This window comes from Streptomyces sp. NPDC007863 (genome assembly GCF_040633895.1).
Lineage (GTDB): Bacteria > Actinomycetota > Actinomycetes > Streptomycetales > Streptomycetaceae > Streptomyces.
Genome location: NZ_JBEYEI010000007.1, coordinates 319,424 through 345,516, shown reverse-complemented (window position 1 = coordinate 345,516; position 26,093 = coordinate 319,424). Strand labels below are relative to the sequence as shown.

At 73.5% G+C, this 26,093-nt stretch carries 27 protein-coding genes; 8 read left to right on the top strand and 19 right to left on the bottom strand.

The window, feature by feature from the left end:
- Positions 1–149 precede the first annotated feature (149 nt).
- A complete protein-coding gene (locus ABZ621_RS14340) occupies positions 150–1,649 on the bottom strand; it encodes a PLP-dependent aminotransferase family protein (RefSeq protein ID WP_360604134.1) in 1,500 nt (499 codons plus the stop codon).
- Positions 1,650–1,783: 134 nt separating this feature from the next.
- Here ABZ621_RS14340 and ABZ621_RS14335 point away from each other — a divergent pair, with 134 nt between their 5' ends.
- The 4 genes from ABZ621_RS14335 (at position 1,784) to ABZ621_RS14320 (ending at position 5,270) form a co-directional block, all read left to right on the top strand.
- Positions 1,784–2,452 (top strand): hypothetical protein, encoded by a 669-nt coding sequence (locus ABZ621_RS14335; RefSeq protein ID WP_360604132.1) that lies wholly within the window; start codon positions 1,784–1,786, stop codon positions 2,450–2,452.
- Positions 2,449–3,213, top strand: coding sequence for a glycerophosphodiester phosphodiesterase (locus ABZ621_RS14330; RefSeq protein ID WP_360604130.1), 765 nt, complete (start codon positions 2,449–2,451; stop codon positions 3,211–3,213). Before ABZ621_RS14335 ends, ABZ621_RS14330 begins: the two co-directional genes overlap by 4 nt.
- Positions 3,214–3,263: 50 nt before the next feature.
- Positions 3,264–4,640, top strand: a complete 1,377-nt coding sequence (locus ABZ621_RS14325) for an MFS transporter (protein ID WP_360604128.1) — start codon at positions 3,264–3,266, stop codon at positions 4,638–4,640.
- Positions 4,641–4,895: 255 nt separating this feature from the next.
- The gene (locus ABZ621_RS14320; RefSeq protein ID WP_015032218.1) at positions 4,896–5,270 is read left to right on the top strand and encodes an RNA polymerase-binding protein RbpA; all 375 of its coding nucleotides are present in this window, start codon (positions 4,896–4,898) and stop codon (positions 5,268–5,270) included.
- A 112-nt stretch (positions 5,271–5,382) separates the two neighbouring features.
- Here ABZ621_RS14320 and fxsA read toward each other — a convergent pair whose 3' ends face one another.
- The 4 genes from fxsA to ABZ621_RS14300 all read right to left on the bottom strand — a co-directional run bounded on the left by fxsA (position 5,383) and on the right by ABZ621_RS14300 (position 9,362).
- On the bottom strand, positions 5,383–5,979 hold the full coding sequence (gene fxsA / locus ABZ621_RS14315) for an FxsA family membrane protein (protein ID WP_360604126.1): 597 nt from the start codon (positions 5,977–5,979) through the stop codon (positions 5,383–5,385).
- A gap of 84 nt (positions 5,980–6,063) precedes the next feature.
- Complete coding sequence (locus ABZ621_RS14310) at positions 6,064–6,840, bottom strand: polyprenol monophosphomannose synthase (protein ID WP_360604124.1); 777 nt, start codon at positions 6,838–6,840, stop codon at positions 6,064–6,066.
- Between the two features lie 443 nt (positions 6,841–7,283).
- Positions 7,284–8,912 carry an amidohydrolase gene (locus ABZ621_RS14305; RefSeq protein ID WP_360604122.1) on the bottom strand — a complete coding sequence of 543 codons (1,629 nt, stop codon included), beginning with the start codon at positions 8,910–8,912 and terminating at the stop codon, positions 7,284–7,286.
- Between the two features lie 9 nt (positions 8,913–8,921).
- Positions 8,922–9,362: an Lrp/AsnC family transcriptional regulator gene (locus ABZ621_RS14300; RefSeq protein WP_030493658.1), complete on the bottom strand. Its 441-nt coding sequence runs from the start codon at positions 9,360–9,362 to the stop codon at positions 8,922–8,924.
- Positions 9,363–9,587: 225 nt separating this feature from the next.
- On the opposite strand from ABZ621_RS14300, the gene ABZ621_RS14295 reads away from it, so the two are divergent.
- On the top strand, positions 9,588–9,956 hold the full coding sequence (locus ABZ621_RS14295) for a hypothetical protein (RefSeq protein WP_360604120.1): 369 nt from the start codon (positions 9,588–9,590) through the stop codon (positions 9,954–9,956).
- 10 nt (positions 9,957–9,966) lie between these two features.
- On the opposite strand, the gene ABZ621_RS14290 is transcribed toward ABZ621_RS14295, so the two are convergent.
- Together ABZ621_RS14290 and ABZ621_RS14285 are read right to left on the bottom strand one after the other, a co-directional pair.
- A complete protein-coding gene (locus tag ABZ621_RS14290; RefSeq protein WP_360604118.1) occupies positions 9,967–11,070 on the bottom strand; it encodes a phosphotransferase family protein in 1,104 nt (367 codons plus the stop codon).
- A gap of 10 nt (positions 11,071–11,080) precedes the next feature.
- Positions 11,081–12,205 carry a hypothetical protein gene (locus ABZ621_RS14285; RefSeq protein ID WP_360604116.1) on the bottom strand — a complete coding sequence of 375 codons (1,125 nt, stop codon included), beginning with the start codon at positions 12,203–12,205 and terminating at the stop codon, positions 11,081–11,083.
- A gap of 454 nt (positions 12,206–12,659) precedes the next feature.
- Between ABZ621_RS14285 and ABZ621_RS14280 the strand changes: the two genes are divergently transcribed.
- Positions 12,660–12,866, top strand: coding sequence for a hypothetical protein (locus tag ABZ621_RS14280; protein ID WP_360604168.1), 207 nt, complete (start codon positions 12,660–12,662; stop codon positions 12,864–12,866).
- A gap of 12 nt (positions 12,867–12,878) precedes the next feature.
- Here ABZ621_RS14280 and ABZ621_RS14275 read toward each other — a convergent pair whose 3' ends face one another.
- Together ABZ621_RS14275 and ABZ621_RS14270 are read right to left on the bottom strand one after the other, a co-directional pair.
- Positions 12,879–13,034, bottom strand: coding sequence for an SCO1431 family membrane protein (locus ABZ621_RS14275; RefSeq protein WP_169092785.1), 156 nt, complete (start codon positions 13,032–13,034; stop codon positions 12,879–12,881).
- A gap of 75 nt (positions 13,035–13,109) precedes the next feature.
- Positions 13,110–14,474: a peptidase C39 family protein gene (locus tag ABZ621_RS14270; RefSeq protein WP_360604114.1), complete on the bottom strand. Its 1,365-nt coding sequence runs from the start codon at positions 14,472–14,474 to the stop codon at positions 13,110–13,112.
- A gap of 182 nt (positions 14,475–14,656) precedes the next feature.
- Between ABZ621_RS14270 and ABZ621_RS14265 the strand changes: the two genes are divergently transcribed.
- Positions 14,657–15,286, top strand: a complete 630-nt coding sequence (locus ABZ621_RS14265) for a hypothetical protein (RefSeq protein ID WP_360604112.1) — start codon at positions 14,657–14,659, stop codon at positions 15,284–15,286.
- Between the two features lie 308 nt (positions 15,287–15,594).
- A complete protein-coding gene (locus ABZ621_RS14260) occupies positions 15,595–17,514 on the top strand; it encodes an AAA family ATPase (RefSeq protein WP_360604110.1) in 1,920 nt (639 codons plus the stop codon).
- A gap of 19 nt (positions 17,515–17,533) precedes the next feature.
- Here ABZ621_RS14260 and ABZ621_RS14255 read toward each other — a convergent pair whose 3' ends face one another.
- The 10 genes from ABZ621_RS14255 to ribD form a co-directional block, all read right to left on the bottom strand.
- Complete coding sequence (locus ABZ621_RS14255; RefSeq protein WP_360604108.1) at positions 17,534–18,586, bottom strand: hemolysin family protein; 1,053 nt, start codon at positions 18,584–18,586, stop codon at positions 17,534–17,536.
- Positions 18,583–19,920, bottom strand: coding sequence for a hemolysin family protein (locus tag ABZ621_RS14250; RefSeq protein ID WP_360604166.1), 1,338 nt, complete (start codon positions 19,918–19,920; stop codon positions 18,583–18,585). Before ABZ621_RS14250 ends, ABZ621_RS14255 begins: the two co-directional genes overlap by 4 nt.
- A 246-nt stretch (positions 19,921–20,166) precedes the next feature.
- Positions 20,167–20,619 carry a PH domain-containing protein gene (locus ABZ621_RS14245; RefSeq protein ID WP_360604106.1) on the bottom strand — a complete coding sequence of 151 codons (453 nt, stop codon included), beginning with the start codon at positions 20,617–20,619 and terminating at the stop codon, positions 20,167–20,169.
- A 36-nt stretch (positions 20,620–20,655) separates the two neighbouring features.
- The gene (hisG, locus tag ABZ621_RS14240) at positions 20,656–21,504 is read right to left on the bottom strand and encodes an ATP phosphoribosyltransferase (protein ID WP_360604104.1); all 849 of its coding nucleotides are present in this window, start codon (positions 21,502–21,504) and stop codon (positions 20,656–20,658) included.
- 82 nt (positions 21,505–21,586) lie between these two features.
- Positions 21,587–21,859 carry a phosphoribosyl-ATP diphosphatase gene (locus ABZ621_RS14235; protein ID WP_031005643.1) on the bottom strand — a complete coding sequence of 91 codons (273 nt, stop codon included), beginning with the start codon at positions 21,857–21,859 and terminating at the stop codon, positions 21,587–21,589.
- Positions 21,860–21,905: 46 nt separating this feature from the next.
- Complete coding sequence (ribH, locus tag ABZ621_RS14230) at positions 21,906–22,403, bottom strand: 6,7-dimethyl-8-ribityllumazine synthase (RefSeq protein ID WP_169092768.1); 498 nt, start codon at positions 22,401–22,403, stop codon at positions 21,906–21,908.
- Positions 22,404–22,439: 36 nt separating this feature from the next.
- Positions 22,440–23,711: a bifunctional 3,4-dihydroxy-2-butanone-4-phosphate synthase/GTP cyclohydrolase II gene (locus ABZ621_RS14225; RefSeq protein WP_360604102.1), complete on the bottom strand. Its 1,272-nt coding sequence runs from the start codon at positions 23,709–23,711 to the stop codon at positions 22,440–22,442.
- A complete protein-coding gene (locus ABZ621_RS14220) occupies positions 23,708–24,283 on the bottom strand; it encodes a nicotinamide mononucleotide transporter family protein (protein WP_360604164.1) in 576 nt (191 codons plus the stop codon). The genes ABZ621_RS14225 and ABZ621_RS14220 overlap by 4 nt, the downstream gene beginning before the upstream one ends.
- Before the next feature lie 56 nt (positions 24,284–24,339).
- Positions 24,340–24,948: a riboflavin synthase gene (locus ABZ621_RS14215; RefSeq protein WP_360604100.1), complete on the bottom strand. Its 609-nt coding sequence runs from the start codon at positions 24,946–24,948 to the stop codon at positions 24,340–24,342.
- Positions 24,949–24,950: 2 nt separating this feature from the next.
- A complete protein-coding gene (gene ribD / locus ABZ621_RS14210) occupies positions 24,951–26,036 on the bottom strand; it encodes a bifunctional diaminohydroxyphosphoribosylaminopyrimidine deaminase/5-amino-6-(5-phosphoribosylamino)uracil reductase RibD (RefSeq protein WP_360604098.1) in 1,086 nt (361 codons plus the stop codon).
- Between the last annotated feature and the right edge of the window lie 57 nt (positions 26,037–26,093).

The following is a 26,093-nucleotide window of genomic DNA, read 5'->3' as shown; positions in this document are numbered from 1 at the left end:
TATCCCGCTACCTGGTGCCCGTATCCCGGACACGTCATCCCGCAGCCGGCTTCCCGGTCCCCGTTTCCTGTAGCGGGTGAAGGCCGGTACGGACCCCAGGTCCGTACCGGCCTTCACCGTCTCCACGCGCGCGTGGCCCCGCCCATCGCTCAGGCCACGAACGTCCTCGGCGGCTCCACGCCCGCACCCAGCCCCGACTCGACCAGCCGGGCCGCCGCGGCCAGCCGGACGGCGGCCTCCTCGGCGACCGGGCCGCCGACGGTGAACGGCAGCCGGACGTACCCCTCGAAGGCTCCGTCGACGCCGAAGCGGGGGCCGGAGGGGACGCGGACGCCGACCCGCTCGCCCGCCTCCGCCACCCGGGAACCGGAGAGCCCGCCGGTGCGCACCCAGAGCGTCAGACCGCCCTTCGGCACCTCGAACTCCCACTCCGGCAGCTCCCGGCGGACCGCCGCGACGAGGGCGTCCCGGTTCTCGCGCGCCTGCGCCCTGCGCAGGTCGACGGCCTTCTCCCAGCCGCCGGTGCGCATCAGCCAGTTGACGCCGAGCTGCTCCAGGACCGGGGTGCCCAGGTCGGCGTAGGCGCGGGCGGCGACGAGGGAGCGGATGACGTCGGGCGCGGCCCGGACCCAGCCGATCCGCATCCCGGCCCAGAACGCCTTGCTCGCCGAGCCCACGGTGAGGACGGTGGAGCCGGCCGGGTCGAAGGCGCAGACCGGGCGGGGCATCTCCACGTCCGCGTCGAGGTGCAGCTCGGTCATGGTCTCGTCGACGACCAGGACGGTGCCGGCCGCCCTGGCGGCCTCCACGAGACCCCGGCGCTGATCCTCGTCGGCGAGGGCGCCGGTCGGGTTGTGGAAGTCGGCGACCACGTACGCGAGGCGGGGCGCGGCCTCCCGCATGACCTGGCGCCAGCGGCCCAGGTCCCAGCTGCCGAGCCCCTCGCCCATGGCGACGGGGACCAGCCGGGCGCCCGCCTCCCGCATGAGCTGGAGGATGTTCGCGTACGAGGGGGACTCGACGGCGATCCGCTCGCCGCGCCCGGCGAAGAGGTGGCAGATGGCGTCGATGGCGCCCATCGCGCCGGTGGTGACCATGATCTGCTCGGGCATCGTCGGGATGCCCCGGGCGGTGTAGCGCTCGGCGAGCGTGGCGCGCAGCGCGGGGAGCCCGGCGGGGTAGTCGCCGTGGGTGTGCGCGTACGGCGGCAGTTCCTCCAGGGCGCCCTGGACGCTGCGGGTCAGCCAGGGCTCGGGGGCGGGCAGCGCGGCGCAGCCGAGGTCGATGAGGGAGCCGAGGGTCTCGGGCGGCAGCGGTTCGAGGCCGCGCGCGGGCAGCGGGTTGCCGGCCGGGACGGCGGTCCAGCTGCCGGCGCCGCGCCGGGACTCCAGGAAGCCCTCGGTGCGCAGCGCCTCGTAGGCGGCGGCGACGGTGGTGCGGCTGACGGTGAGGGCGAGCGCGAGTTCCCGCTCGGCGGGCAGCCGGGCGGCGACCGGCACCCGGCCCTCCAGGACGAGCAGGCGGATGCCGTCGGCGAGGGCGCGGTAGGCGGGCGGCTTCCGGGCGCCGGGGCCCGCGGGACGGGGCTGCTGCGCCTGGAGCTGCCGGGCGAGCTGGGCGGCCCCGACGGCCGAAGTCCACTGAGCCATGGAAATCAGTCCACCTTCCTCGAATTGGCCATGGTTGGCATCCGTTCTCCCGCCACAGAGTGTCATGGGTCGGTCCACTCACACCACAGCGGGCCGCGATCCACTGCCGAACACCACCCCAGGGGGGCACGTCCATGTCCATCGCCACCGGCTCGCACGGCCGGCATCTGACCCGCCGGCTGGTCCAGCTGTACGCCGGCCTCACGCTGTACGGGGCCAGCTCGGCCCTGCTGGTCAGGGCGGGGCTCGGCATGGAGCCGTGGAACGTGCTCCACCAGGGCCTAGCCGGGCTGACCGGGCTGACGATCGGGGTGGTGTCGATCATCGTGGGCGCCGTCGTGCTGCTGCTGTGGATCCCGATCCGGCAGCGTCCGGGCCTGGGCACGGTGTCGAACGTCTTCGTGATCGGCCTGGCCATGGACGGCACCCTGGCGCTGCTCCCGGACGGCCACGGACTCGTGGCCCGGATCTCCCTCATGGTCCTCGGCATCGTGCTGAACGGCCTGGCGACGGGTCTGTACATCGCGGCCCGCTTCGGTCCTGGCCCGCGCGACGGACTGATGACGGGGCTGCACCGGGTGACCGGCCGGTCGATCCGGCTGACCAGGACCCTGATCGAGGTGGCGGTGGTGACCACCGGCTTCCTGCTCGGCGGCTCGGTCGGCGTCGGCACGCTCCTGTACGCGCTGTCGATCGGCCCGCTCGCCCAGTTCTTCCTCCGCTTCTTCGCGGTCCCGGAGCCGCGGCCCGTCGACGCGGCCGTCACCCCGCGGTCACCGGAAGGCGCCATACTGCGGCGGTGACTCGCGTACGACACCCCTACCTAGACCACCCGCATCCGCTGCCCTTCGCCCACCGGGGCGGCACGGCGGACGGCCTGGAGAACACCGCGGCCGCCTTCCGCCGGGCCGCCGCGGCGGGCTACCGGTATTTCGAGACCGATGTGCACACCACCGCCGACGGCGTCCTCGTCGCCTTCCACGACGCGACCCTGGACCGGGTGACGGACACCGCCGGCCGGATCCGGGACCTGCCGTGGGCGGCGGTGCGGGAGGCCCGGGTGGCCGGCAAGGAGCCGCTTCCGCTCTTCGAGGACCTGCTCCAGGAGTTCCCCGAGGCCCGCTGGAACGTGGACCTGAAGACCGAGTCGGCGCTGGCCCCCCTGGTGGACCTGATCGCCCGCACCGACGCCTGGGACCGGGTCCTGGTCAGCTCCTTCACCGAGGCCCGGATCGCTCGCGCCCAGCGCCTCGCGGGCCCGCGCCTGGCCACCTCGTACGGCGTGACCGGCGTCGCGGCGCTGCGGCTGCGGTCGCTCGGCCTGCCGGCCCCGCTGCGGGCCGGCGCGGTGGCGGCGCAGGTCCCGGAGACGCAGGGCGGGGTGCGCGTGGTGGACCGCCGTTTCGTCCGGGCGGCGCACGCGCGCGGCCTCCAGGTGCACGTGTGGACCGTGAACGATCCGGAGCGCATGGACTCTCTCCTCGACCTGGGGGTCGATGGCATCATGACCGATCATCTGGAGACGCTGCGCGAGGTCCTCACCGCCCGCGGGGCATGGACCTGAGGGCGAGCGGGCGTCCCCGGGACGGGGACGAGCGAGGGGGGCGTGCGGCCGTGACCGCCGAGACGACCGGGCCCGAGGGGCCCATCACCGATCCGGCCGAGCGCAGACGGGAGCAGCGCGGCTGGTACTTCTACGACTTCGCCTGCTCCGTCTACTCGACCAGTGTCGTGACCGTGTTCCTGGGTCCGTACCTGAACGAGCTGGCGAAGTCGGCGGCCGGCGGCGGGACGCACGTGTACCCGCTCGGCATACCGGTGCACGTCGACTCGCTCTTCGCCTACGCGGTGTCCCTGTCGCTCGTGGTGGCCATCGTCGCGATGCCGCTGGTGAGCGCGGCGGCCGACCGCTCGGGCCGGAAGAAGCCGCTGCTCGCGGCCGCCGCCTACATCGGCGCGGGCGCGACGACCTGCATGTTCTTCCTGAAGGACGACCGCTATCTGCTCGGCGCCCTGCTGCTGGTCGTGGCGAACGCCGCGCTCGCGGTGTCGATGATGCTCTACAACTCCTACCTGCCGCAGATCTCCGAGCCGGAGGAGCGGGACGCGGTCTCCTCGCGCGGCTGGGCCTTCGGCTACACCTCGGGCGCGCTGGTCCTGGTGCTCAACCTGGTCCTGTACTCGGGCCACGAGTCCTTCGGCCTGTCGGCGGGCGAGGCGGTCAGGATCTGCCTGGCCTCCGCCGGGCTCTGGTGGGGCGCCTTCGCGCTGATCCCGCTGCGGCGGCTGCGCGACCGGCGGCTGCCGCCCTCCGGGGAGGCGGCGAAGGGCGACGGGACGGGCGCGGTGGGGGCCGGGTGGCGCCAGCTGCGGGCGACGCTCGTGGACATGCGCAACCACCCGAAGACGCTCGCCTTCCTGCTCGCCTACCTGGTCTACAACGACGGGGTCCAGACGGTGATCTCGCAGGCGGCGGTCTTCGGGAAGAACGAGCTGGGCCTGGAGCAGACGACGCTCATCACGGCGGTCCTGCTGGTGCAGGTGCTCGCGGTGGCCGGGGCGCTCGCGATGGGTCGGCTCGCCCGGACGCACGGGGCCAAGCGGACGATCCTGGGCGCGCTGGTCGTGTGGACGCTCATCCTGCTGGCGGGGTACTTCCTGCCCGCCGGGGCGCCGGTCTTCTTCTACTGCCTGGCGGCGGCCATCGGCCTGGTGATGGGCGGGACGCAGGCGCTGTCGCGCTCGCTGTTCTCGCACACGGTGCCGGAGGGCAAGGAGGCGGAGTACTTCTCGGCGTACGAGCTGAGCGACCGGGGACTGAGCTGGCTCGGCCCGCTCGTGTTCGGGCTCGTGAACCAGCTGACCGGAAGCTATCGAGCTGCCATCATCTCCCTCGTGATCTTCTTCGTGGCCGGATTCGTCCTCCTCGCGCGGGTGCCGGTGCGCGAGGCGGCACGGGAGGCGGGGAATGTCGTACCCGAGCGAATTTAGACGCGGAAGTGAAAGGCCGGTAGTGTACGCGTTTGGCCTGCCAGGCGGACCGTTACTGCGTGCTGCTTTGGTGAAGACCACGAGTCACATCTGCCGCCAGATGTGACAAATCGGGCACTGGTGGGTACAACAAGGGGCGGCACGACGGGCGACGCATTACCCGGAACGGGAATCTTTCTCGCCGACCGGACGTTGACCGGATGACGACGACAGCGACACCTGTCCTGTGGGCGACAAGCCCGGGAGGCACGATTCATGAGTGAGCGAGCTCTTCGCGGCACGCGCCTCGTGGTGACCAGCTACGAGACCGACCGCGGCATCGATCTGGCACCTCGCCAGGCCGTGGAGTACGCATGCGAGAAGGGCCATCGTTTTGAGATGCCCTTCTCGGTGGAGGCGGAAATTCCGCCGGAGTGGGAATGCAAGGTCTGCGGAATCCAGGCTCTCCTGGTGGACGGCGACGGACCCGAGGAGAAGAAGGGCAAGCCGGCGCGTACGCACTGGGACATGCTCATGGAGCGGCGTACCCGTGAGGAGCTGGAGGAGGTCCTCGCCGAGAGGCTGGCCGTCCTGCGCTCCGGCGCCATGAACATCGCGGTGCATCCGCGCGACAGCCGCAAGTCCGCCTGACGGACGACCGGCGAGAGCAACGCCGAGGGGCCCGGTACACGATCCGTGTACCGGGCCCCTCGGCGTTGCCGCACCCGCACGTACGCGGAAGCCGTACGTACGCGGGGCGGGGTCAGGGCATCAGCGGCGGGCGGCGGTCGTCGGCGGGGCCGTACGGCCCCTGGGGGGCGTCGTCACGGATGACCTCACCCTGCACGACCTTCCCGTCCGGGCGGTGCATACGGGCCTGCTGGAAGGCGTCCTGGAGGCTGCCGGGAGGTGCGGCGGCCATCCGGCGCTCGACCACCCGCTCCGCGGCGCGCCCGAGGGCCGTCCGCACCGGGGGCACGAGCAGCAGCAGCCCGGCGGCGTCGGAGAGGAACCCGGGGATCATCAGGAGCAGCCCGCCGAGCATCAGGAAGCCGTTGCGGTCCTCGGCGCCCTTGCGGTCGGCCGCGGCCGGAGCCGTACCGCTCTGGGCGGCGGCCTGGGCCTGCTGGAAGGTGGAGGTGAGGTTGGCGAAGGCCCGGCGCCCGGCCCGCTTGATCACCACGGTGCCGAGCACGGCGCCGCCGATGAGCAGGAGCAGCACGGTCAGCCCGCCCGCCGCGTTCGCCACGACGGTGAGCAGCCAGATCTCCAGGACCAGCCAGGCGGCCAGGCCCAGCGGCAGCAGGGTGCGCGCCCGGGAGCGCCGGGGAGCGGAAGAGGACGGTACGCCGGTCGTCATGCGCTCCAGTGTGCCTGGCACCCCGGAAAAACGTCGTAAGGAAAAGATCAGCCCGGCCCCCGCGGGGGCCGGGCGTCCGCGACGTCAGGCGTTCTTGCGGCCCAGGGCCTTGGAGAGCTTCTCGGCGCGGGCGGTGACGCCCCAGCCGGTGACCCGCCACAGCGCCTCGACGACGATGTTCCGGCTCATCTTGGAGTCGCCGATCTCGCGCTCGACGAAGGTGATGGGGACCTCGACGACGTGGAAGCCGGCGGCGACGGCGCGGCGGGCGAGGTCGACCTGGAAGCAGTAGCCGGCCGAGGCGACGTCCTCCAGGCCGAGGCCCTCCAGGGTCTCTTTGCGGAAGGCGCGGTAGCCGCCGGTGACGTCGCGGATCGGGACGTCGAGCATCAGGCGGGAGTACAGGCTGCCGCCGCGCGAGATGAACTCGCGGGACTTCGGCCAGTTCACGATCCGGCCGCCGGGCACCCAGCGGGAGCCGAGGACCAGGTCGGCGCCCTTGAGCGCGGTGAGCAGGCGGGGCAGCTCCTCGGGCTGGTGGGAGCCGTCGGCGTCCATCTCGACGAGGACCTCGTAGCCGTTCTCCATGCCCCAGCGGAAGCCCGCGAGGTAGGCGGCGCCCAGCCCCTCCTTGCCCTTGCGGTGCAGGACGTGGACGTGGTCGTCGTCGGCCGCGAGCTCGTCGGCGAACTTGCCCGTGCCGTCGGGGCTGTTGTCGTCGGCGACGAGGATGTGCGCCTCAGGGACGGCCTCCCGCACCCGCGCGACGATCGGCCTGATGTTGTCCGCCTCGTTGTAGGTCGGAATGATCACCAAGGCCTTGCCGAGCGGGCCGTAACGCCTCACGCCACCGTCGTTCACTACTGCCCCTTCGGATACAGACACAGGCCCCCACCTTAGCGAGGTCTTTGACGTGGTCTGGTCCTGCGGGGTGTGAGACGTGCGACCCCGGCGCGGAGTGCGGTGCGGGGCCCGACGTCCTTCGGTCCGACCCGGGACCCGCCGGCTGCGGATCGACACAAGGCCGTTGTCTACTGAACGTCCGGGCCCCACCCGGGTCGCACCTTCCGCCGGTGAAACCTTCCCTCGCGGCCGAGGCGCGGGCGGCGGTCGGCGCGGGCGAGGAGGCGTGGTCCGGTCGGACGTCCTGTGGTGGACGCGGGAGAACCTACCGGGCCATGACGGTCGGCTGTCAACACCCGTTTGACCTGCGGGGTTCCCGAGAAGCCGCAGGCCGGGCGGGGAGATCCGCAGGTCGGGGACGAACCCGTGGTGCGTACATCCGGGTGGTCGTCAACCGCACATCACTCGTTCGGCCGTACGAAAACCGTCTGTCCGTACACCACCGTCCGCAGGCAGACGGGGAGGTCGACCCCGGGGGTCAGATCGGGCAGACCGGGCGTACCGGACCTGGGGTCGGTGGACCAGCGGGCCACCCGGTCGTCGGGCGCCTGGACGACCAGGTCGCCGGTCCGCCAGACCGCGTAGTCGGCGGGCGCGCCCGGCACCAGGATGCCCGCGTCGTCCCGGCCGACCGCGCGCCAGCCGCCGCGCGTGTGGGCGGTGAAGGCGGCCCGCACCGAGATCCGGTGCTCGGGGGTGCGGTGGAAGGCGGCGGCCCGGACGGTCCCCCACGGGTCGAGCGGGGTGACCGGGCTGTCCGAGCCGAAGGCCAGCGGCACGCCGGCCCGCAGCAGGGCCGCGTACGGGTTGAGGGTGCGGGCGCGCTCGGCGCCGAGCCGCTCGGCGTACATCCCGTCCTCGCCGCCCCACAGGGCGTCGAAGGCGGGCTGGACGGAGGCGGTCAGACCGAGCTCGGCGAAGGCGGCGACCGTCTCGGGGGTGAGCATCTCGGCGTGCTCGACGCGGTGCCGGGCGGCCCGGACGCGGGCCAGGCCGAGCTTCTCGGAGGCGGCCCTGACGCCGTCCACCACGGCGCCGACCGCGGCGTCGCCGATGGCGTGGAAGCCGGCCTGGAGCCCCGCCTCGGTGCAGGCGACGACGTGCGCGGCGACCGCGGCGGCGTCCAGGTGGGCGGCTCCGGTGTGACCGGCGGAGTCCGCGTACGGCTCGTGGAGGCAGGCGGTGTGCGAGCCGAGGGAGCCGTCGGCGAAGAGGTCGCCGGCCGCGCCGAGGGCGCCGAGCGCCCGGGCCCGCTCGATGTCCAGGTCGGCCCAGTAGCCGACCACCCGGGGGCCGGGCTCGCCGCGGGCGAGGTCCAGGAGGCCCGTGAAGTCGTCCTCGGAGGAGATCTGCGGCCCGCCGCACTCGTGCAGGGTGCCGATGCCGAGGGAGGCGGCGTGGGCGCGCGCGGCGCGCTGCGCCTCGGCGCGCTGGGCCGGGGAGACGGCGGCGAAGGCCGCCGCCCGCACGGCGTGGTGGGCGTCGCCGGTGAGGGGCGCGCGCCCCTCGTGGAAGCCGTCGAGCTCCCGTACGCCGGGGACGAGGTCGAGCAGCGCGGTGGTGACGACGGCCGAGTGGACGTCGATCCGGGTGAGGTAGAGCGGACGGCCGCCGGTGAGGCCGTCGAGCTCCTCGCGGGTGAGCGGGCGCCGCTCGGGCCAGCGGGAGGCGTCCCAGCCGTGCCCGATGAGGATGCGGTCCCCGGGGCGGGCGGCGGCGTGGGAGCGGATCAGCTCCGCCGCCTCGGCGAGCGAGGCGGCGGAGGAGAGGTCGAGGCCGGTGAGGGCGAAGCCGGTGGCCGTGGTGTGGACGTGGGCGTCCACGAAGGCCGGGGTGACGAGCGCGCCCTCCAGGTCGATCACCTCGTCCACGCCGGAGGCGAAGGCGTCGGCGGCGCCCTCCTCGCCGACCCAGGCGATGTGACCGCGCTCCACCACCATGGCGGTGGCGAAGGGGTCGGCGGGGCTGTGGACTTCTCCACCGCGCAGCAGCACGGTGCGGTGTTCGCCGGGAATCAGGCTTTCGCTCATGCGACCAGGCTAAATGCGGGGCGGCCTGGCTTCGTACGGGGTGGACAGGACGACGGTGGTGCGGCTGGAGACGTGCGCCTGGGAGCGGATCCGGCTGAGCAGGTGCTCCAGCTCCAGGGGCGTGGCGACCCGGACCTTGAGGATGTAGTTCTCGTCACCGGCGACGCTGTGGCAGGCCTCGATCTCGGGGATGTCGGCGAGCCGGTCGGGAGTGTCGTCGGGGGCGCTGGGGTCGAAGGGTTTGACCGAGATGAACGCGGTCAGCGGCAGGCCCACCGCCTCGGGGTCGACGACGGCGGCATAGCCGCGGATGACTCCGCGCTGCTCCAGCCGGCGGACGCGCTGATGCACGGCCGACGTGGACAGGCCGGTGGCCTTGCCCAGGTCGGTGTAGCTCATGCGCCCGTCCTTGACGAGCAACTCGACGATCTGACGATCCAGCTCCTCCATGCGCCGACCCTATTGCGCCGAAGGGTCCCGGGCCCAGCCGGGAGGGAGCCTTATAGCCCGCTATGGGCCTTCACGGGGCACCTGCGACAGGCGTGTGACGAACGCCACAGGTTTGCCAGGGGCATCCGCGTCCCGCTCACGATTATGCGGAGTTCCGTATGGGAAGGGCTTGCTGTGGTCCCGGCCGCACAGTATCGGCCGACCGGTCCGAGGGGGAGATTCTCCATGCAGGAGCCCGTTGATTCCGTCGAGCCGTCAGACGAGCTCGACGCGTACGACACCTTTGAGATGTACCGGGTGGTGTGCCCGGAGTGCGACCAGCCGATCGCGCTGCTCGCCGACGAGGACGCGCTGCCCGAGCACGCGCTCTGCCCGTCGCCGTGGAATCCCTTCACCCTGACGGTCTGCCCGGGCACCGGCATGGCCGCGGACGAGACGGACTCCGCCGACGCCGAGGCGGGCGTCCAGGAGCAGGACACCGCGCTCCTGCTGACGCTCCCCCAGGGGCTCGACTGGCGGACCCAGCCGTTCTCGCACATCGGCGGCCCCGGCTCGCGGCCGATCCGCGCGGCGCAGCTGCGCCGCGCGGCCTGACGCCCGGGCCCTAGTCCCCGTCGGTCCAGTAGCTTCCCCGCACCATCGCCGCGAGCGTGGCGTGGTGCAGGATCAGCCGGTCGGGGTCCGCGGGGACCTCGACCTCGCCGAAGTACGCCTGCCGGTACGCGATCCTCAGCATCACGATCGCGTGCCGCAGCGCCGCGTACAGGGTGTGGAACTCCATCGCGCGCGGGGTGTGCCCGGTCAGTTCGGCGTACCGCCGCTCGACCGCCTCGCGGCGCAGGAAGCCGGGCAGGCCCGGCTGGCCGAAGCCCACGGTCAGGTCCTGGAAGAAGCGGTGCAGGTAGACGGTCCAGCCGAGGTCGACCTCGCGGGGCGCGCAGGCCGCCATCTCCCAGTCGAGGACGGCGGCGGGGACGAAGCCGTCGTAGACGATGTTCCCGATCCGGGCGTCGCCCCAGCACAGCACGGCCGGACCCTCGTCGTCCGGCCACAGCTCCTCCAGGCGCGCGAAGGCGGCCTCGATGAGCGGTGAGGGCGCGAGCCCTTCCACCACCCAGGCGTAGTAGGCGCGTTGGGCGTCGACGTGCCGGCGCAGCGCGCTCCCCTCCCCCTCGGGCAGCAGGAACGCGGCCTGCTCGACCGGGAACCGGTCGTGGAGGCGGGCCAGGATTCCCACCGACTCCGCCTCCAGGACGGCCCGTTGGGCGTCGGTGGCGGCGTGCAGCCAGTTCCCCTCGTACGTGTAGGGCATGACGTCCGGCGGGACGCGTCCCTCGGCGCGGGCCATCACGAAGAAGGGCGCGCCGAGCGGCTCCGGGTCCTCCTCCAGCCACAGCACGCGCGGCACGGGCACGTCGGTGTGCTCGGCGACCAGCCCCATCACCCGGTGCTGGCGGGCCATGTCGTAGACGGGGAAGACGGTGTACGCGGCGGGGTCGGCGGCCAGCCGCAGGGCGCAGCCGCGTACCGGGGCGTCCGGGTGCTCCAGGTCGAAGAGCAGCGTCTCGCTGGACATCCCGTTGGAACCGGGCACGGCGAGCCCGGAGACGGTGGCCCCGGGCAGCCGGCGGCCGAGCCACTCGGTGAGCCGCGCGGCCAGCTCCTCGGGGTCGCGGGTGGTGGTGCGGGGACGGGGGGCGGTGGCCATGTACCTCTCCTCAGGGCGCGGTGGAGGTGAAGTCGGCGAAGCCGCTGGGGTCGTGGCGGCCGAAGGAGCCGTGCTCGAAGATGCCGTGGCCGGTGCGGCCGTCGAGGGTGAAGCGGGCGGAGTGGTCGGTGACGCCGTACGCGGCGAGGGGGTGGGCGGCCGGGTCGGAGAGGTCGTAGACGCGCCGGTCGGTCCAGTCCCGGCCCCGCCAGGTGCCGTGCTGCCAGTCGTCGGCGGGCGGGTAGCCGGCGCCGACGGCGAGCGGGGAGGAGGCGAGGATCTCGACGCCGATCTCCAGGGGCTTGCCGGTCGCGGGTTCGGTGAGGCGGACGACGGCGCTCTCGGGGTGGCGGGTGCCGGACCGGTAGGCGATCTCGGTGCGCGGCCAGCCGAGTTGGGCGTCCCGCTGTCCGTCGCGGACGAGCTGCGCCTGATTGAGGGTGCGGTAGCCGTCGGCGTCCTCCTGCGCGACGACCATGACGAAGCGGTCGTCGAAGCGCATGGGTATCCAGAGCCAGTGGAAGCCCTCGGGGCGCCACTCGGCGGCCCGGCCGGGCTCTTCGCCGGGGATCGGGCGGACTCCCCAGCTGCGGTCGCGGGTCCCGGTCCACTCCCCCGCCGTGACCTCGAACCGCTCGCCGCCCGCCGTGATCGTGCCCGCGCAGTGCCCGGCCTGGACGAAGCGGCGGCCTTCGAGGGTGAGCCGGCCGCCGGTGCGCTGGAGGTGGTGGGGCTCCCAGAGGGCCGGGAAGTCGCCGGTCCAGGTGAGGTCGAAGGAGAGCCCGTCGGGGTCGGCGGGGTCGGCGGCACAGCTCAGGGTGAAGCGGCGGAGGGGTTCGTCGACGGTGATCCGCAGCGGGCCGACCTCCAGGCGCATCCGGTCGTCGCCCAGCGCGTCGGAGGCGCGGACGGCGTGCAGCCGGTCGCCGGTGCGCAGGGTGGCGTAGGCGTCGACGACCCCGGTGTTGGGGTAGACGCCGAGCCCGGCGATGAGCAGGGCGCGGCCGGCGTGGTCGAAGACGTGGAAGATGCAGCGGTCGTAGGCGTTCCGGTCGCCGCTGACGTGGTGCTTCATCGACAGCGGGGCCTGGTGCACGGGGTATTCGTCGAGCGCGACGGGCCGGTCGTCGTCCACGGCTGACCTCCTGGTCCTCGAAGAGGATCTGACGGTACGTCAGGCATCGCGGCGGGGACCAGAGGCGTGCGCGGGGCGCGGGAGCGGGTGCGCCGGGCGGGCGCCCGGACAGCGGCGCGGGCGGGGGCGCGGGCGGGGCGCGTACGGCGGCACGGGGAGGGGCGCGCATAAGGGCCGGATAAGCGACGGGTAGGGCGCGAACTGGCGCTCGAATCCGTCGAGCGGTGACCCGGCGACCCCGGGGCGCGTTGGTCCGGGCATGACCACGCTGTACTCCACACCCAGCGGAGTCGGTCGGCATCGGCAGACCGAACCGCGCGGTGAAGAATCGGTTCTTCACTGGATCCCGGAGGCCCCGGGCCCCTCAGACCCCGCCTCCGACGGCACCGCGCCGGCACCGGAGGCACCCCCGCCCAGCCCGACCCCCACGGTCGTCGCCCCCGCCCCCGCCCCCGTGCCGGTGCCCGCGCCGGTCCCCGTACAGGTCCACCCCGACCCGCCGATCTACCAGGCGCTGTACTCGCTCTGGGCCAGCCAGGGCCGCACGCTGCCCGGGCGCCGGGACCCCGAGTGGGCGCGGCTCGCCGCGGGTCCGGTCTGGGCCGACCGGACCGTCCGCGTCAGCGGCGTCCTGGTCGCCCCGGGCGGCGGGGCCCGCTGACCGCCCGCCGGGTCACATGAGGCCCGCGCGGGTGACGAGGACGGCGAGCAGGACGACGAGGGTCCAGCCCAGGACGTGCTCCAGGAGCTCGGGACCCCGGTCGTCCTGGGGCCCTCCGGTGCGCGTGCGCGAGAACAGACGGGCCGCGAAGGTGGTGGTGGCGCTCATGCCCACCACCATGGGCCAGACCCCCGTCCCCCCACCAGAGACGTCCCTCACACCCGCGCCCGGCCCCCGGACGGCTCAGAGCACGCCCACGGCCTGAAGCGCCTTGCGCTGGGCGGGAGTCGGCCGGTCGGGGAAGTACAGGTAGCAGACCCCGCCTGTGCCGGACACCACTTTCCCGCTCGCGTTGTACCGCTTCGTCCGCAGCCAGATGTTCTCCCACTCGCGGCGGCGGTAGACGCGGCGGACGGCGTCGTTGGTCGGGGACGCGGGGTCGTTCGCGATCACGTCGCCGTCGGGGGTGAAGCCGATGACCGTCATCAGGTGGCCCGCGGTGCCGTAGCCGGCGCCGGTCAGTTCCTCCTTGCGGAAGGACTGGGAGGTGATCGCCGGGATCCCGGCGCGGATCAGGGTCTCCAGGTCGGTGAGCGAGCGGAGCCGGGTGACCACGGCGTTCAGGTCGGGGTAGGCGGCGGCGTAGGCGGCGTTGAAGGGCCAGTTGCCGCAGCCGGAGTACTGGTGGTCGTAGGTGGAGCGGGCCGCGTGGCAGACCTGGGGGTCGGCGTAGTCCGGGTTCACCCAGGCCAGGTCGGCCGCGGAGGGCTCACGGCCCCAGTACTCGACGATCATCTGCGAGGAGGTCGGGCTGCACCAGGCCTCGCCGCCGTTGTCGTACTCGGGGTACTGGCCGACGTGGGTGTTCTGCGAGTAGCGCGGGACGGTCAGCTCACGGGCGAGGCCGGGCACGGAGGCCGGGACGGTGAAGCGGTCCGGGACGTCCGAGGCCATCGCGCCGAGCCGCCACACCGTGGGGGTGAGCGTGGTGCCCGGGCGGCGGTGGAGGGTGAGCCGGAGGCGGTACGAGGCGAGGCGCAGGCCGCTCGCCGGGTCGTCGACGGCGAAGGTGTCGGTCCAGACGGTGCTCCGGCCGTCGGTCTGGTCGTCGACGGAGGTCCGCTTGATGTCCGTGTCGCCCGAGGCCCAGCGGCCCATCACGAACCACGGGGTCCGCGTGCCGTCGGAGTAGGTGCCGGACAGCTCCACCTGGATCCAGGTGCCGGCCGGCGTGCGGGCGTTCCAGGAGGCGATCACCTCGGTGGCGGGCACCGCCGGGGTGTGCTCGGGCGAGGTCCAGCGGGCGTACTCCCACGCGGAGGTCGTCCCGGTGTGCGGGTCGGTGTAGTCGGTACGGCCCAGGGGCGCGTCCAGGACCAGGCCGGGGCGGAGCCCGGCGACGGGCCGGGTGCCCTCGGCGGTCCCGGAGCGCCAGTCGGTGAAGGTCGACCAGAAGCGGTTGGCGACGGTCCCGGCGGCCGCGGCGGCGGTGTCCGCCTCCGCGTCACCGGGTTCGGCCGCCGTCGCGGCCGACACGGCTCCCGCGGTGCCCGCGGCGGCCGCGAGCGCCGCGGCGAGGACGGTCCGGCGTGAGGCTGATCCGGGCATGGCGAGGACCCCCAGTCGAGGACGGGACGGCGATCGGACGGGGCTGCGCGGGCCCACTATCCCGGCTCCGCGGGGCCTTCGCCAGCACTTCGGCCCGCGTCGCCGCCACCGACATGGGTGCAGACCACTGACGGCGGCACCGCGCTGACCTGCGCGGGCGGCCCTGACCTACCCTGGGCCGCATGAACGACCTCGACCGCGCGGCCCGCGCGCTGCGCCGGCTGCCGCCCTCCCTCGGCCCGGTGCGGCTGGTCGCGGTCGACGGCCACGCCGGCTCTGGCAAGTCCACCCTCGCCCGCCGGCTCGCCGCCGCGCTCGGCGGCGCGCCCGTGCTCCGGCTCGACGACCTCGCCACCCACGAGGAGCTCTTCGCCTGGACGGACCGGCTGCGCGCCCAGGTCCTGGAGCCGCTGGAGCGCGGCGGGACGGCGCGCTACCACCCGTACGACTGGAATCTGCGGAGCTTCGGCCCCGCCCGCCCGCTGCCCCCGGCGCCGGTGGTGCTCGTGGAGGGCGTGGGCTCCGGGCGGCGGGCGCTGCGGCCGCACCTGGCGTGGCTGCTGTGGATGGAGCGGCCGGCCGGGGCGTCCTGGGAGCGTGGGCGGCACCGGGACGGACCGGAGCAGGCGGAGTTCTGGGACGGCTGGGTGGTGGCGGAGACTCGCCATTTCGCCGAAGACCCGTCGCGGCCCTTCGCCGACACCCTGGTACGGGAGCGGGGAGAGGGGTACGACTGGCTTCCCGGGCCCTCTGTGACGGCGGGCGCGGACCAGATCATCACCCACCGTGACGGCCTGATGGCGGTGGACTGAGTCCCCGGAATTCCGCTTCCGCAAGTGCCTCAAGGGCGCTTGACCCCGGGGGCTTACAGGTCTTACGTTCTCAATGTGCGGCTTTTCACCAGCCGCCGCGGACACGAAGCCCCCGGTTGTTCCCCCGTGATCGGGGGCTTCGTTCCGCCCTCCTCACCCTCGCCGGGCCCTTCCCCACCGCCCGCGCTCACCCAGGGTCACCGATTCCGGATCTTGCGCTTCTCCTTAAGCCCACCCCGCCTGCGCAGGTACGATGCCCGCAGGTGCGGTCAAATCCCGTCCATACGCCGACGGTTGTGGGGGACCCGATGGACATCGGCACGCAGGGCGCACAGGCCCCCGCCGAACTCGCCTGGCTGCGCGGAGTGGACGCCTACACCATGGGCGCCTATCCGCAGGCCGAGGAGGAGTTCCGGGCCGCGGTGCGGATCGATCCCGGCATGGCGGACGCCTGGCTGGGGCTCCACGCCCTCCGGGTGGACACCACCACCGCGCTGCTGCGCATGTACCGCAACCGCGAACGCTTCGGCGAACAGCGCGCCCGGCACCGCCGCACCCTCAACTCCTGGTACTGGCTGGGCTGGTGGGTGCAGCCGGTCCTGGAGAGCCCGCGCGACCTGCTGCTCGCCCACGCCTCGCACTGGCTCGACGGGCGGCACGTCCCGGAGCTCGACCGGGCGCTCGCCGAGCTGCCGCCGGTCGACACCGACCCGCAGGTCCGCTTCCTGCACGCCTGCCGCTCCTACCTGGTCAAGGACTGGGACCAGCTGGTCCGGCTCACCGAACAGCTCGTGGACGACCCGCTGCTCGGCATCGAGGCCGGCCTCTTCGGCGGCATGGCCCGGGTGCGCCTGGAGATGTACGGGCAGGCCGAGCCGCTGCTCTCGGCGGCCCTGATGCGCTGCCGCAGCGAGCAGCCGCAGCGCAAGGAGCTGCGCTACTGGCTCGCCCGCGCCCACGAGGGCACCGGCCGCAGCGCCGCCGCCCTCCCCCTCTACCGGGCGGTGCACCGCGTCGACCCGGCGTTCATGGACACCGCCGCCCGGCTCGCCGCCATCGCCGAGTACGACGGCTTCGACGGGCTCGACGGCATGGACGAGCAGGCCGGTCTCGCCGCCGTCGCCCTCGGCACGGTCGGCGCGGGCCCCGGGCAGGACGGCACGGACACCGCCGCCGGTCCCGAGACGGAGCCCCTGGCCCCCGGCGGCGACGGGCTGCGCCGCTCCCCCGACCCGGTGCCGCCCGGCGCGCCGGCCGCGCCCCCGGAGGTCGTACGGCACAGCTCTCCGGTGCCCGCGCAGCCCGGGCCGCCGCGCTTCCCGGCCGGGCCGACCGATCCGGTCCTGCTCGCCGAGGCGCTCGCCGAGCTGGAGGGCATGGTCGGACTCGAACCGGTGAAGCGCCAGGTGAAGGCGCTCTCGGCGCAGTTGGAGATGGCCCGGCTGCGGGCGGGGCAGGGGCTGCCGGTGCAGCCGCCGAAGCGGCACTTCGTCTTCTCGGGGCCGTCCGGCACCGGCAAGACGACGGTCGCCCGGATCCTCGGCCGGGTCTTCTACGCGCTCGGCCTGCTCGGCGGCGACCATCTCGTGGAGGCCCAACGGGCCGACCTCGTCGGCGAGTTCCTCGGCCAGACGGCGGTGAAGGCGAACGAGCTGATCGACTCGGCGGTCGGCGGGGTGCTCTTCGTCGACGAGGCGTACGCGCTCTCCAACTCCGGCTACAGCAAGGGGGACGCGTACGGCGACGAGGCCCTCCAGGTGCTGCTGAAGCGGGCCGAGGACAACCGCGACCACCTCGTCGTCATCCTTGCGGGGTACCCGGAGGGCATGGACCGGCTGCTCGCCGCCAACCCCGGGCTCTCCTCCCGTTTCACCACCCGGGTCGACTTCCCGTCCTACCGCCCGCTGGAACTGACCGCGATCGGCGAGGTGCTGGCCGCGGCGAACGGCGACGGCTGGGACGAGGAGGCGCTGGAGGAGCTGCGCTCGATCAGCGGCCACGTCGTCGAGCAGGGCTGGATCGACGAGCTGGGCAACGGCCGCTTCCTGCGCACCCTGTACGAGAAGTCCTGCGCCTACCGGGACCTGCGGCTCTCCGGCTACTCCGGCACGCTGACCCGCGAGGACCTGGCCACCCTGCGGCTCGGGGACCTCATGCAGGCGTACGGGGAGGTGCTGTCGGGCCGCGGTCCGGCGGACCGCGGCCCCCAGCAGGAGCCCCCGTTCTGAGCCGCCCCTCGGACCGGCCCTAGGCGGGGGCGGGGGCCGGGCTCAGCCGGTGCGCGGGGTCGCGGACCTCGCCCACCAGCATCTCCAGGACGTCCTCCAGGGCGACGAGGCCGAGGATCCGGCCGGAGGCGTCGGCGACCTGCGCGAGGTGGGTCGCCGCCCGGCGCATCACGGTGAGGGCGTCGTCGAGCGGCAGCTCCGCGCGGAGCGTCGCCATCGGGCGCCACAGCTGCTGCGGCACGGCCCGCTCCCGCTCCTCCAGGTCCAGCACGTCCTTCACGTGCACGAAGCCCATGAAGACGTCCTGGTGGCGGCCCTCGCCGCGGACCGGGAAACGCGAGTAGCCGGTCCGTACGGTCAGCTCCTCGATCTCGCGGGGGGTGACCGACGGCGGGACGGTGACGAGCGCCGCGGCCGGGAGGAGGACGTCGGTGACCGGGCGGCTGCCCAGCTCCAGGGCGTCTTCCAGGCGCTCCTGCTCGGCCGGGTCGAGGAGGCCCGCCTGACCGGCGTCCTCGACGAGGCGGCCCAGCTGCGCGCTGGTGAAGACGGCCTCCACCTCGTCCTTCGGCTCGACCTTGAAGGCCCGCAGGACCACGGCCGCGCAGGCGCCCAGGGCGGCCGTCACCGGCCGGCAGAGCCGGGCGAAGGCGACCAGGGTGGGGGCGAGCAGGAGCGCGGTCCGTTCGGGAGCGGCCATCGCGAGGTTCTTCGGGACCATCTCGCCGATGACGAGGTGGAGGAAGACGACCACGGCGAGGGCGATCAGATAGCCGAGCGGATGGATGAGCCCGGCCGGCACGCCGACGGCGTGGAAGGCCGGTTCGAGGAGGTGGGCGACGGTCGGTTCGGCGACCGCGCCGAGGGTGAGCGAGCAGACGGTGATGCCGAACTGCGCGGCGGCCATCATCCGCGGCAGGTTCTCCAGGCCGTACAGCACCTGCTTGGCGCGGGCCCCGCCGAGCGGCTCGATCTGACTGCGGCGGACGGAGACGAGCGCGAACTCGGCGCCGACGAAGAAGCCGTTGGCCAGGACGAGGAAGAGGGCGAGGAGGAGCTGGAGGGTGCTCATCGGACCGCCTCCGCCATCGGCACCGGGGCGGTGCGGACGATCCGGACCCGTTCGGCCCGGAAGCGGTCGACCCGGCGGACCGAGAGCCGCCAGCCGGGCAGTTCGGCCCGGTCGCCGGGGGCCGGGATCCGGCCGAGGAGGTCGGCGACGAGCCCGGCGACGGTCTCGTACGGGCCGTCCGGCACGTCGAGGCCTATCCGGCGCAGGGTGTGGACCCGGCAGGAGCCGTCGGCCTCCCAGGCGGGGCGGCCGTCCTCGGCGGGCGCGGCGGCCAGCTCGGGGCGGGCGTCGGCGGCGGTGTCGTGCTCGTCGCGGACCTCTCCGACGAGCTCCTCGACGATGTCCTCCAGGGTGACCACGCCGGCCGTGCCGCCGTACTCGTCGACGACGACGGCGATCGGCTGCTCGCGCCGCAGGCGCTCCAGGAGGGCCTGGACGGGCAGCGACTCGGGGACGAGGAGCGGCGGGACGGCGATCCGTCCGACCGAGGTCCGCGGGCGGGCGTCGGGGGCGACGGCGAGCGCGTCCTTGAGGTGGACCATGCCGACGACCTCGTCGATGCGGTCCCGGTAGACCGGGAAGCGCGAGAGGCCGGTGGCGCGCGTGAGGTTGAGGACGTCGGCCGCCGTGGCGTCCCACTGGAGGGCGCTGACCTTCACCCGCGGGGTCATGACCTGCTCGGCGGTGAGGCCGGCCAGGGACAGGGTGCGGACGAAGAGGTCGGCGGTGTCCTGTTCGAGGGCGCCGGCCCGGGCCGAGTGCCGGGCGAGGGATTCCAGCTCGCCGGGGGTGCGGACCGAGTCGAGCTCCTCGGTGGGCTCGACGCCCAGGGCGCGGACCAGCCCGTTGGCCACCCGGTTGAGCAGGGCGATCACCGGCCGGAAGACGGCGGAGAAGCGGCGCTGCGGGGCGGCGACGAAGCGGGCGACCTGGAGCGGCCGGGAGACCGCCCAGTTCTTGGGCACCAGTTCGCCGACGACCATCTGCACGGCCGAGGCGAGCAGCATGCCGATCACCACGGCGACCCCGGAGACGGCGCCCGGGGGGAGCCCGGTGGCGGTCAGCGGGGCGTGCAGCAGGCCGGCGAGGGCGGGCTCGGCGAGCATGCCGACGACGAGCGAGGTGAGGGTGATGCCGAGCTGGGTGCCGGAGAGCTGGAAGGAGAGCTCCCGCAGCGCCGAGACGACGGTGCGGGCGCGCCGGTCACCGGCGGCCGCGGCCCGCTCGGCCTCCGCGCGCTCGACGGTCACGAGACCGAACTCGGCGGCGACGAAGAAGCCGTTGGCGAGGATGAGGAGGAAGGCTGCCAGAAGGAGCAGCAGGGAGACGATCATGCCGCCGCCTCGGGGGACGAGGGGGCGGCGCATGTACTACCGGACGATCCGTCCATTGCCGGAGGGAGTCACTCCTCGGGTCGAAGGATGGCCTCGCCGGCCGCCGGCGGCGGCCCTGCACACGCGAGGCGGTGGCGCACCCGGCGCCACCGCCTCAAGAGTAGTCACGCGAACGCCCCGCGTGGCAGGGGGGACGCCCCGGATGGGGGACGGCTTCGGGGTTCCCCCGGAGGCCCGGACCGGGGCTCAGGCCGCCTCGACTCCGGCGCCCCGGCTGTCCGCGAGGGCCCGCAGGGCGCGGGCGTCCCTGATGGCGGCCTCCTTGGCGATGCCGGGCTGGATGCCGAGGGCCGGCAGGCTGGTGCCGTCGCTGAGGTCCAGGAAGACCCAGGGGTCGCCGGGCCGGAGGTTGACGCGGAGGATCTCCGCCCAGGCGAGGCGCCGGGTGCGGGTGATGTTGACGACCGTGACGCCCTCGCTGTCGGCGACGACCTTGGGGCGGCTGAGCATCACCAGGACCGCGAGGAAGAGCACGGCGGTGAAGACGAAGGCCATCCGCTCCCCCGATCCGAGCCGCTCCAGCAGCAGCGCCACGGCGGTGATCGCCGCGAACATGGCGACGCCCACGGTCAGCAGGACGGCGCGGGTGCGGCCCGGCCGGAAGGTGACCGGAAGGGCGGGCGTGGACGACTCGGACATCGGGGTACCTCGGTGCCTGGAGTGGTGCGGCGGGGATCAGAGACGGCAGGCGTGGATCGCGGTGGTGAGGATCGCGCGGGCGCCGATCTCGTACAGGTCGTCCATGATCCGCTGCGCCTCCTTGGCGGGGACCATCGCGCGGACGGCGACCCAGCCCTCGTTGTGCAGCGGGGAGACGGTGGGCGACTCCAGGCCCGGGGTGAGGGCGACGGCCTGCTCCAGGTGCTCGGCGCGGCAGTCGTAGTCCATCATCACGTAGCTGCGGGCGACCAGGACGCCCTGGAGGCGGCGCAGGAACTGCTGGACCTGCGGGTGGTCGGTCTCGGCGCCGTGGCGGCGGACGACGATCGCCTCGGACTTGAGGATCGGCTCGCCGATGACCTCCAGGCCGGCGTTGCGCAGGCTGGTGCCGGTCTCGACGACGTCGGCGATGACCTGGGCGACGCCCAGCTGGATCGCGGTCTCGACGGCGCCGTCCAGGTGGACGACGGAGGCGTCGATGCCCTGGTCGGCGAGGTGCTTGGCGACGATGCCCTCGTAGGAGGTGGCGATCGTCATGCCGCCGAAGTCCTCCGGGCCCTTGGCGGTGCCCGGGCGGGTGGCGTAGCGGAAGGTGGAGCGGCCGAAGTTCAGCGCCAGGATCTCCTCGGCGCTGGCGCCGGAGTCGAGCAGCAGGTCACGGCCGGTGATGCCGATGTCCAGCTTGCCGGACGCCACGTAGATGGCGATGTCCTTCGGCCGCAGGTAGAAGAACTCGACCTCGTTGTCGGGGTCGATGACCACCAGTTCCTTGGACTCCTTGCGCTGGCGGTAGCCGGCCTCATGGAGCATGGCCGACGCAGGTCCGGAGAGGGAACCCTTGTTGGGGACGGCGATGCGCAGCATGGGGTGGGCTTCCTTTGCCTGGGAGTGGTGGGAAACGTGGGGTGCGTGCTCAGGGGTGGGCCGTACTCGGGACGGACCGCGCTCAGAGGTGGGCGTAGACGTCGTCGAGGGAGATCCCGCGCGCGACCATCATCACCTGGACGTGGTACAGCAGCTGCGAGATCTCCTCGGCGGCGGCTTCCTTGCCCTCGTACTCGGCGGCCATCCAGACCTCGGCGGCCTCCTCGACGACCTTCTTGCCGATGGCATGGACGCCCTTGCCGACCAGCTCGGCGGTGCGGGAGGTGCTGGGGTCGCCGTTGGCGGCCTTGAGCTGGAGCTCGGTGAAGAGCTCTTCGAAGGTTTTGTTCGCCATGATGTCCTTAGGGTACGGGTTCACCCGCGGGCCCCGTCGTCAGGGTTCACTCCGTGGACTTCCGCCACGGCTCGCTGACGGACCGGAGGATGGTGGCGGTGGCGACGGCGGCGGTGACCGCTTCGTGGCCCTTGTCCTCGTTGGACCCCTCCAGGCCGGCGCGGTCCAGCGCCTGCTCCTCGTTGTCGCAGGTCAGCACGCCGAAGCCGACGGGAACCCCGGTGTCGATCGAGACCTGCACCAGGCCCTGGGTGACGCCCTGGCACACGTAGTCGAAGTGGGGGGTGCCGCCGCGGATGACCACGCCGAGGGCGACGACCGCGTCGTAGCCGCGCTCCGCGAGGACCTTCGCCACGACCGGCAGCTCGAAGCTGCCGGGGACGCGGAGCAGGGTGGGCTCGTCGATGCCGAGCTCGGACAGCGCGCGCAGGGCGCCGTCCACCAGTCCGTCCATGATCTTCTCGTGCCACTGGGCCGCGACGACCGCGACCCGCAGGTCGCCGCAGTTCTTCACGCTGAGGACGGGTGCGCCCTTGCCGCTCATGGTTCTCCTAGCCGGTGTGGTGTCGTACGGGGGTGGTTACTGGTTGCCGCAGGTGGGGGCCGGGGAGCCGTCGAGCCAGGGGAGGTCGTGGCCCATCCGGTCCCGCTTGGTGCGCAGGTACTGGAGGTTGTGCTCGCCGGCCGTCACGGGCATCGGCTCGCGGCCCTCGACGGCGAGACCGTGCCGGGTGAGGGCCTCGATCTTGTCGGGGTTGTTGGTCATCAGGCGGAGGCTGCGGACGCCGAGGTCGCCGAGGATCTGGGCGCCGGCCGCGTAGTCGCGGGCGTCGGCGGGCAGGCCCAGTTCGAGGTTGGCGTCGAGGGTGTCGCGGCCCCGCTCCTGGAGCTCGTACGCGCGCAGCTTGGAGAGCAGGCCGATGCCGCGCCCCTCGTGGCCGCGGAGGTAGACGACGACGCCGCGGCCGGCCTCCTGGATGCGGTCCATGGAGGCCTGGAGCTGGGGGCCGCAGTCGCAGCGCAGCGAGTGGAAGACGTCGCCGGTGAGGCACTCGGAGTGGACCCGGACGAGGACGTCGTCGCCGTCGCCGATCTCGCCGTGGACGAGGGCGACGTGCTCGACGCCGTCGACGGTGGAGCGGTAGCCGTAGGCGGTGAAGTCGCCGTGGGCGGTGGGGAGGTGGACCTCGGCCTCGCGGCGGACGGTGGGCTCGGCGGAGCGGCGGTAGGCGATCAGGTCCTCGATGGAGATGATCGTCAGACCGTGCTTGCGGGCGAAGGGGACGAGCTCGGGCAGGCGGAGCATCACCCCGTCCTCGCCGGCGATCTCGACGATCGCGCCGGCCGGGCGGAGGCCCGCGAGGCGGGCGAGGTCGACGGCGGCCTCGGTGTGCCCGGGGCGGGCGAGGACGCCGCCCTCGCGGGCGCGCAGCGGGAAGATGTGGCCGGGGCGGACGAAGTCGGTGGAGTCGTGGCGGCCGCTCGCGAGCATCCGGAGGGTGGTGGCGCGGTCGGCGGCGGAGATGCCGGTGGTGACGCCGTGCTCGGGGCCCGCGTCGACGGAGACGGTGAAGGCGGTCCGCATCGACTCGGTGTTGTGCGCGACCATCTGCGGGAGGTCGAGCCGCTCCAGCTCGTCGTGCTCCATGGGAGCGCAGATCAGGCCGCGGCACTCGCTCATCATGAAGGCGACGACCTCGGGGGTGGCCTTCTCCGCGGCGATGACGAGGTCGCCCTCGTTCTCGCGGTCCTCGTCGTCGACGACGACCACCGGGCGGCCTGCGGCGATGTCGCTGATCGCCTGCTCGACGGGGTCGAGGGCGAGGCTCTCATCGAAATCCCAGGGGTTCATGCGGGGGCTCCTTCCAGGACGGGGGTGCGGGACCGGAGCCACCAGTCGCGCATGCCCCACAGGACGAGGGCGAAGTAGACGACGTAGACGAGGCCGGAGAAGGCGAGGCCGCTGCTGAAGGCGAGCGGGACGCCGACGAGGTCGACCAGGAGCCAGGCGAACCAGAACTCGACCAGGCCGCGGGCCTGGGCGACCATCGCGACGAGGGTGCCGACGAAGATGTACGCGTCGGCCCACGGGCTCCAGGAGAGCGACGGGTAGAGGGTGAAGAGGCCGCCGACGGCGAGGGTGCCGAGGAGGGCGCCGCCCGCGAGGAGGCCGCGCTCCTTCCAGGTGGCGAAGCGGACGGCGATGGAGCCGTCCTGGGCCTGCTGCTTCCCGCGGTTCCACTGCCACCAGCCCCAGGCGGCGACGCCGATGACGAGGAGCTGCTTGCCGACGCCGCCGGCGAGGTCGGCGGAGGCGTAGGCGCCGACGAGGATCAGGCCGGAGAGGAGCTGGGCGGGCCAGGTGAGGATGGAGCGGCGCCAGCCGAGGGCCAGGGCTATGAGGCCGATCGTGTTGCCGATCATGTCCGACCAGATGATGTGCTGGTCGAGGACGGTGAACGCCTCGGAGTTGAGCCAGTTCACTTGCCGTTCTCCTGTGCGTCCGTGCCGAGCAGCCGCTCGACGTACTTGGCGATGACGTCCACTTCGAGGTTGACCGGGGCGCCGGGCTGCTTGAGGCCGAGCGTGGTGAGGTCGAGGGTGGTCGGGATGAGGCTGATGGTGAACCAGTCGTCGCCGACCTCGACGACGGTGAGGCTGACGCCGTCGACGGTGATGGAGCCCTTCTCGACGACGTAGCGGGCGAGCGGGGCGGGGAGGCCGACCTTGACGAGCTCCCAGTGCTCGGAGGGGGTCCGCTCCAGGATCGTGCCGGTGCCGTCCACGTGGCCCTGGACGATGTGTCCGCCGAGGCGGCCGCCGACGGCCATGGGGCGCTCCAGGTTGACCCGGGAGCCGACGGCGAGGGCGCCGAGGCTGGACCGCTTCAGGGTCTCGGCCATGACGTCGGCGGTGAACTCGCCGTCGCCGTGCTCGACGACCGTGAGACAGACACCGTTGACGGCGATGGAGTCGCCGTGCTGGGCGCCTTCCGTGACCAGGGGACCGCGGAGCCGGAAGCGGGAGGCGTCCTCCAGCTGCTCGACGGCGACGACCTCGCCCAGTTCTTCGACGATTCCGGTGAACACGGTCAGGCTCCCTTGAGGGTCGGGACGGCGGTGATGCGGATATCGGATCCGATGTGTGCGGTCTCGGTGATGTCGAGGCGCCACGCGCGCGTGAGGGTGGTGATTCCGGCGTCGGCGAGGGCGTGCGGGCCCGCGCCGAGGAGGACCGGGGCGAGGTAGCCGACGACCTGGTCGACGGCGCCCCCGGCGACGAAGGCGCCCGCGAGGGTGGGGCCGCCTTCGAGGAGGACGGAGCGGATGCCGCGCGCGTACAGGTGGGCGAGCAGCTCGTCCACACCGACCCGGCCGTCGCGCAGCGGCAGCCGGAGCAGGTCGACACCGGGCAGGTGCCGGGTGTCGGCGTCCTCGCCGACGACCAGCAGCGTGGGCGCGGCGTCGTCGAGGATCCGGGCGGTGGGAAGGAGCTGGGCGCGGGTGTCGAGGGCGACCCGCAGCGGCTGGACGGCGCCCTCGACGCCGCGGACGGCGAGGTGCGGGTCGTCCGCGCGCAGCGTCCCGCCGCCGACCAGGACGGCGTCGGCCTCGGCGCGCAGCCGGTGGACGTCGGCGCGGGACTCGACGGAGCTGATCCAGCGGGAGGTGCCGTCGGCGGCGGCGATCCGGCCGTCGAGGGTGGCGGCGTACTTCCAGCGGACGAAGGGGCGGCCGGTGCGGACGGAGGTGAGCCAGGCGGTGTTGCCCGCCTCTGCCTCGTCCTCCAGGAGGCCGCCCGTGACCTCGACGCCGGCCGCGCGGAGGGTGTCCGCACCGCCGGTGGCCTGCGGGTTCGGGTCGGCGACGGCGTACACGACGCGGGCGATCCCGGCCTCGATCAGGGCCTGGGCGCAGGGGCCGGTCCTGCCGGTGTGGTTGCAGGGTTCGAGGGTGACGTAGGCGGTGCCGCCGCGGGCCTCCTCGCCGGCCGCGCGCAGGGCGTGGACCTCGGCGTGGGGGCCTCCGGCGCGCTGGTGCCAGCCCTCGCCGACGACCCGTCCGGAGGCGTCGGTGACGACGCAGCCGACGACGGGGTTGGGGCTCGTGGCGCCGAGTCCGCGGGCGGCGAGCTCCACGGCGCGTCGCATGGCGGTGATGTCGGCCTGCCGGTCCACCGGGTCCTCCTGCCTCTTCGGGCACGGACTCCGGGGCCTGTCGATGACGACAGAGAG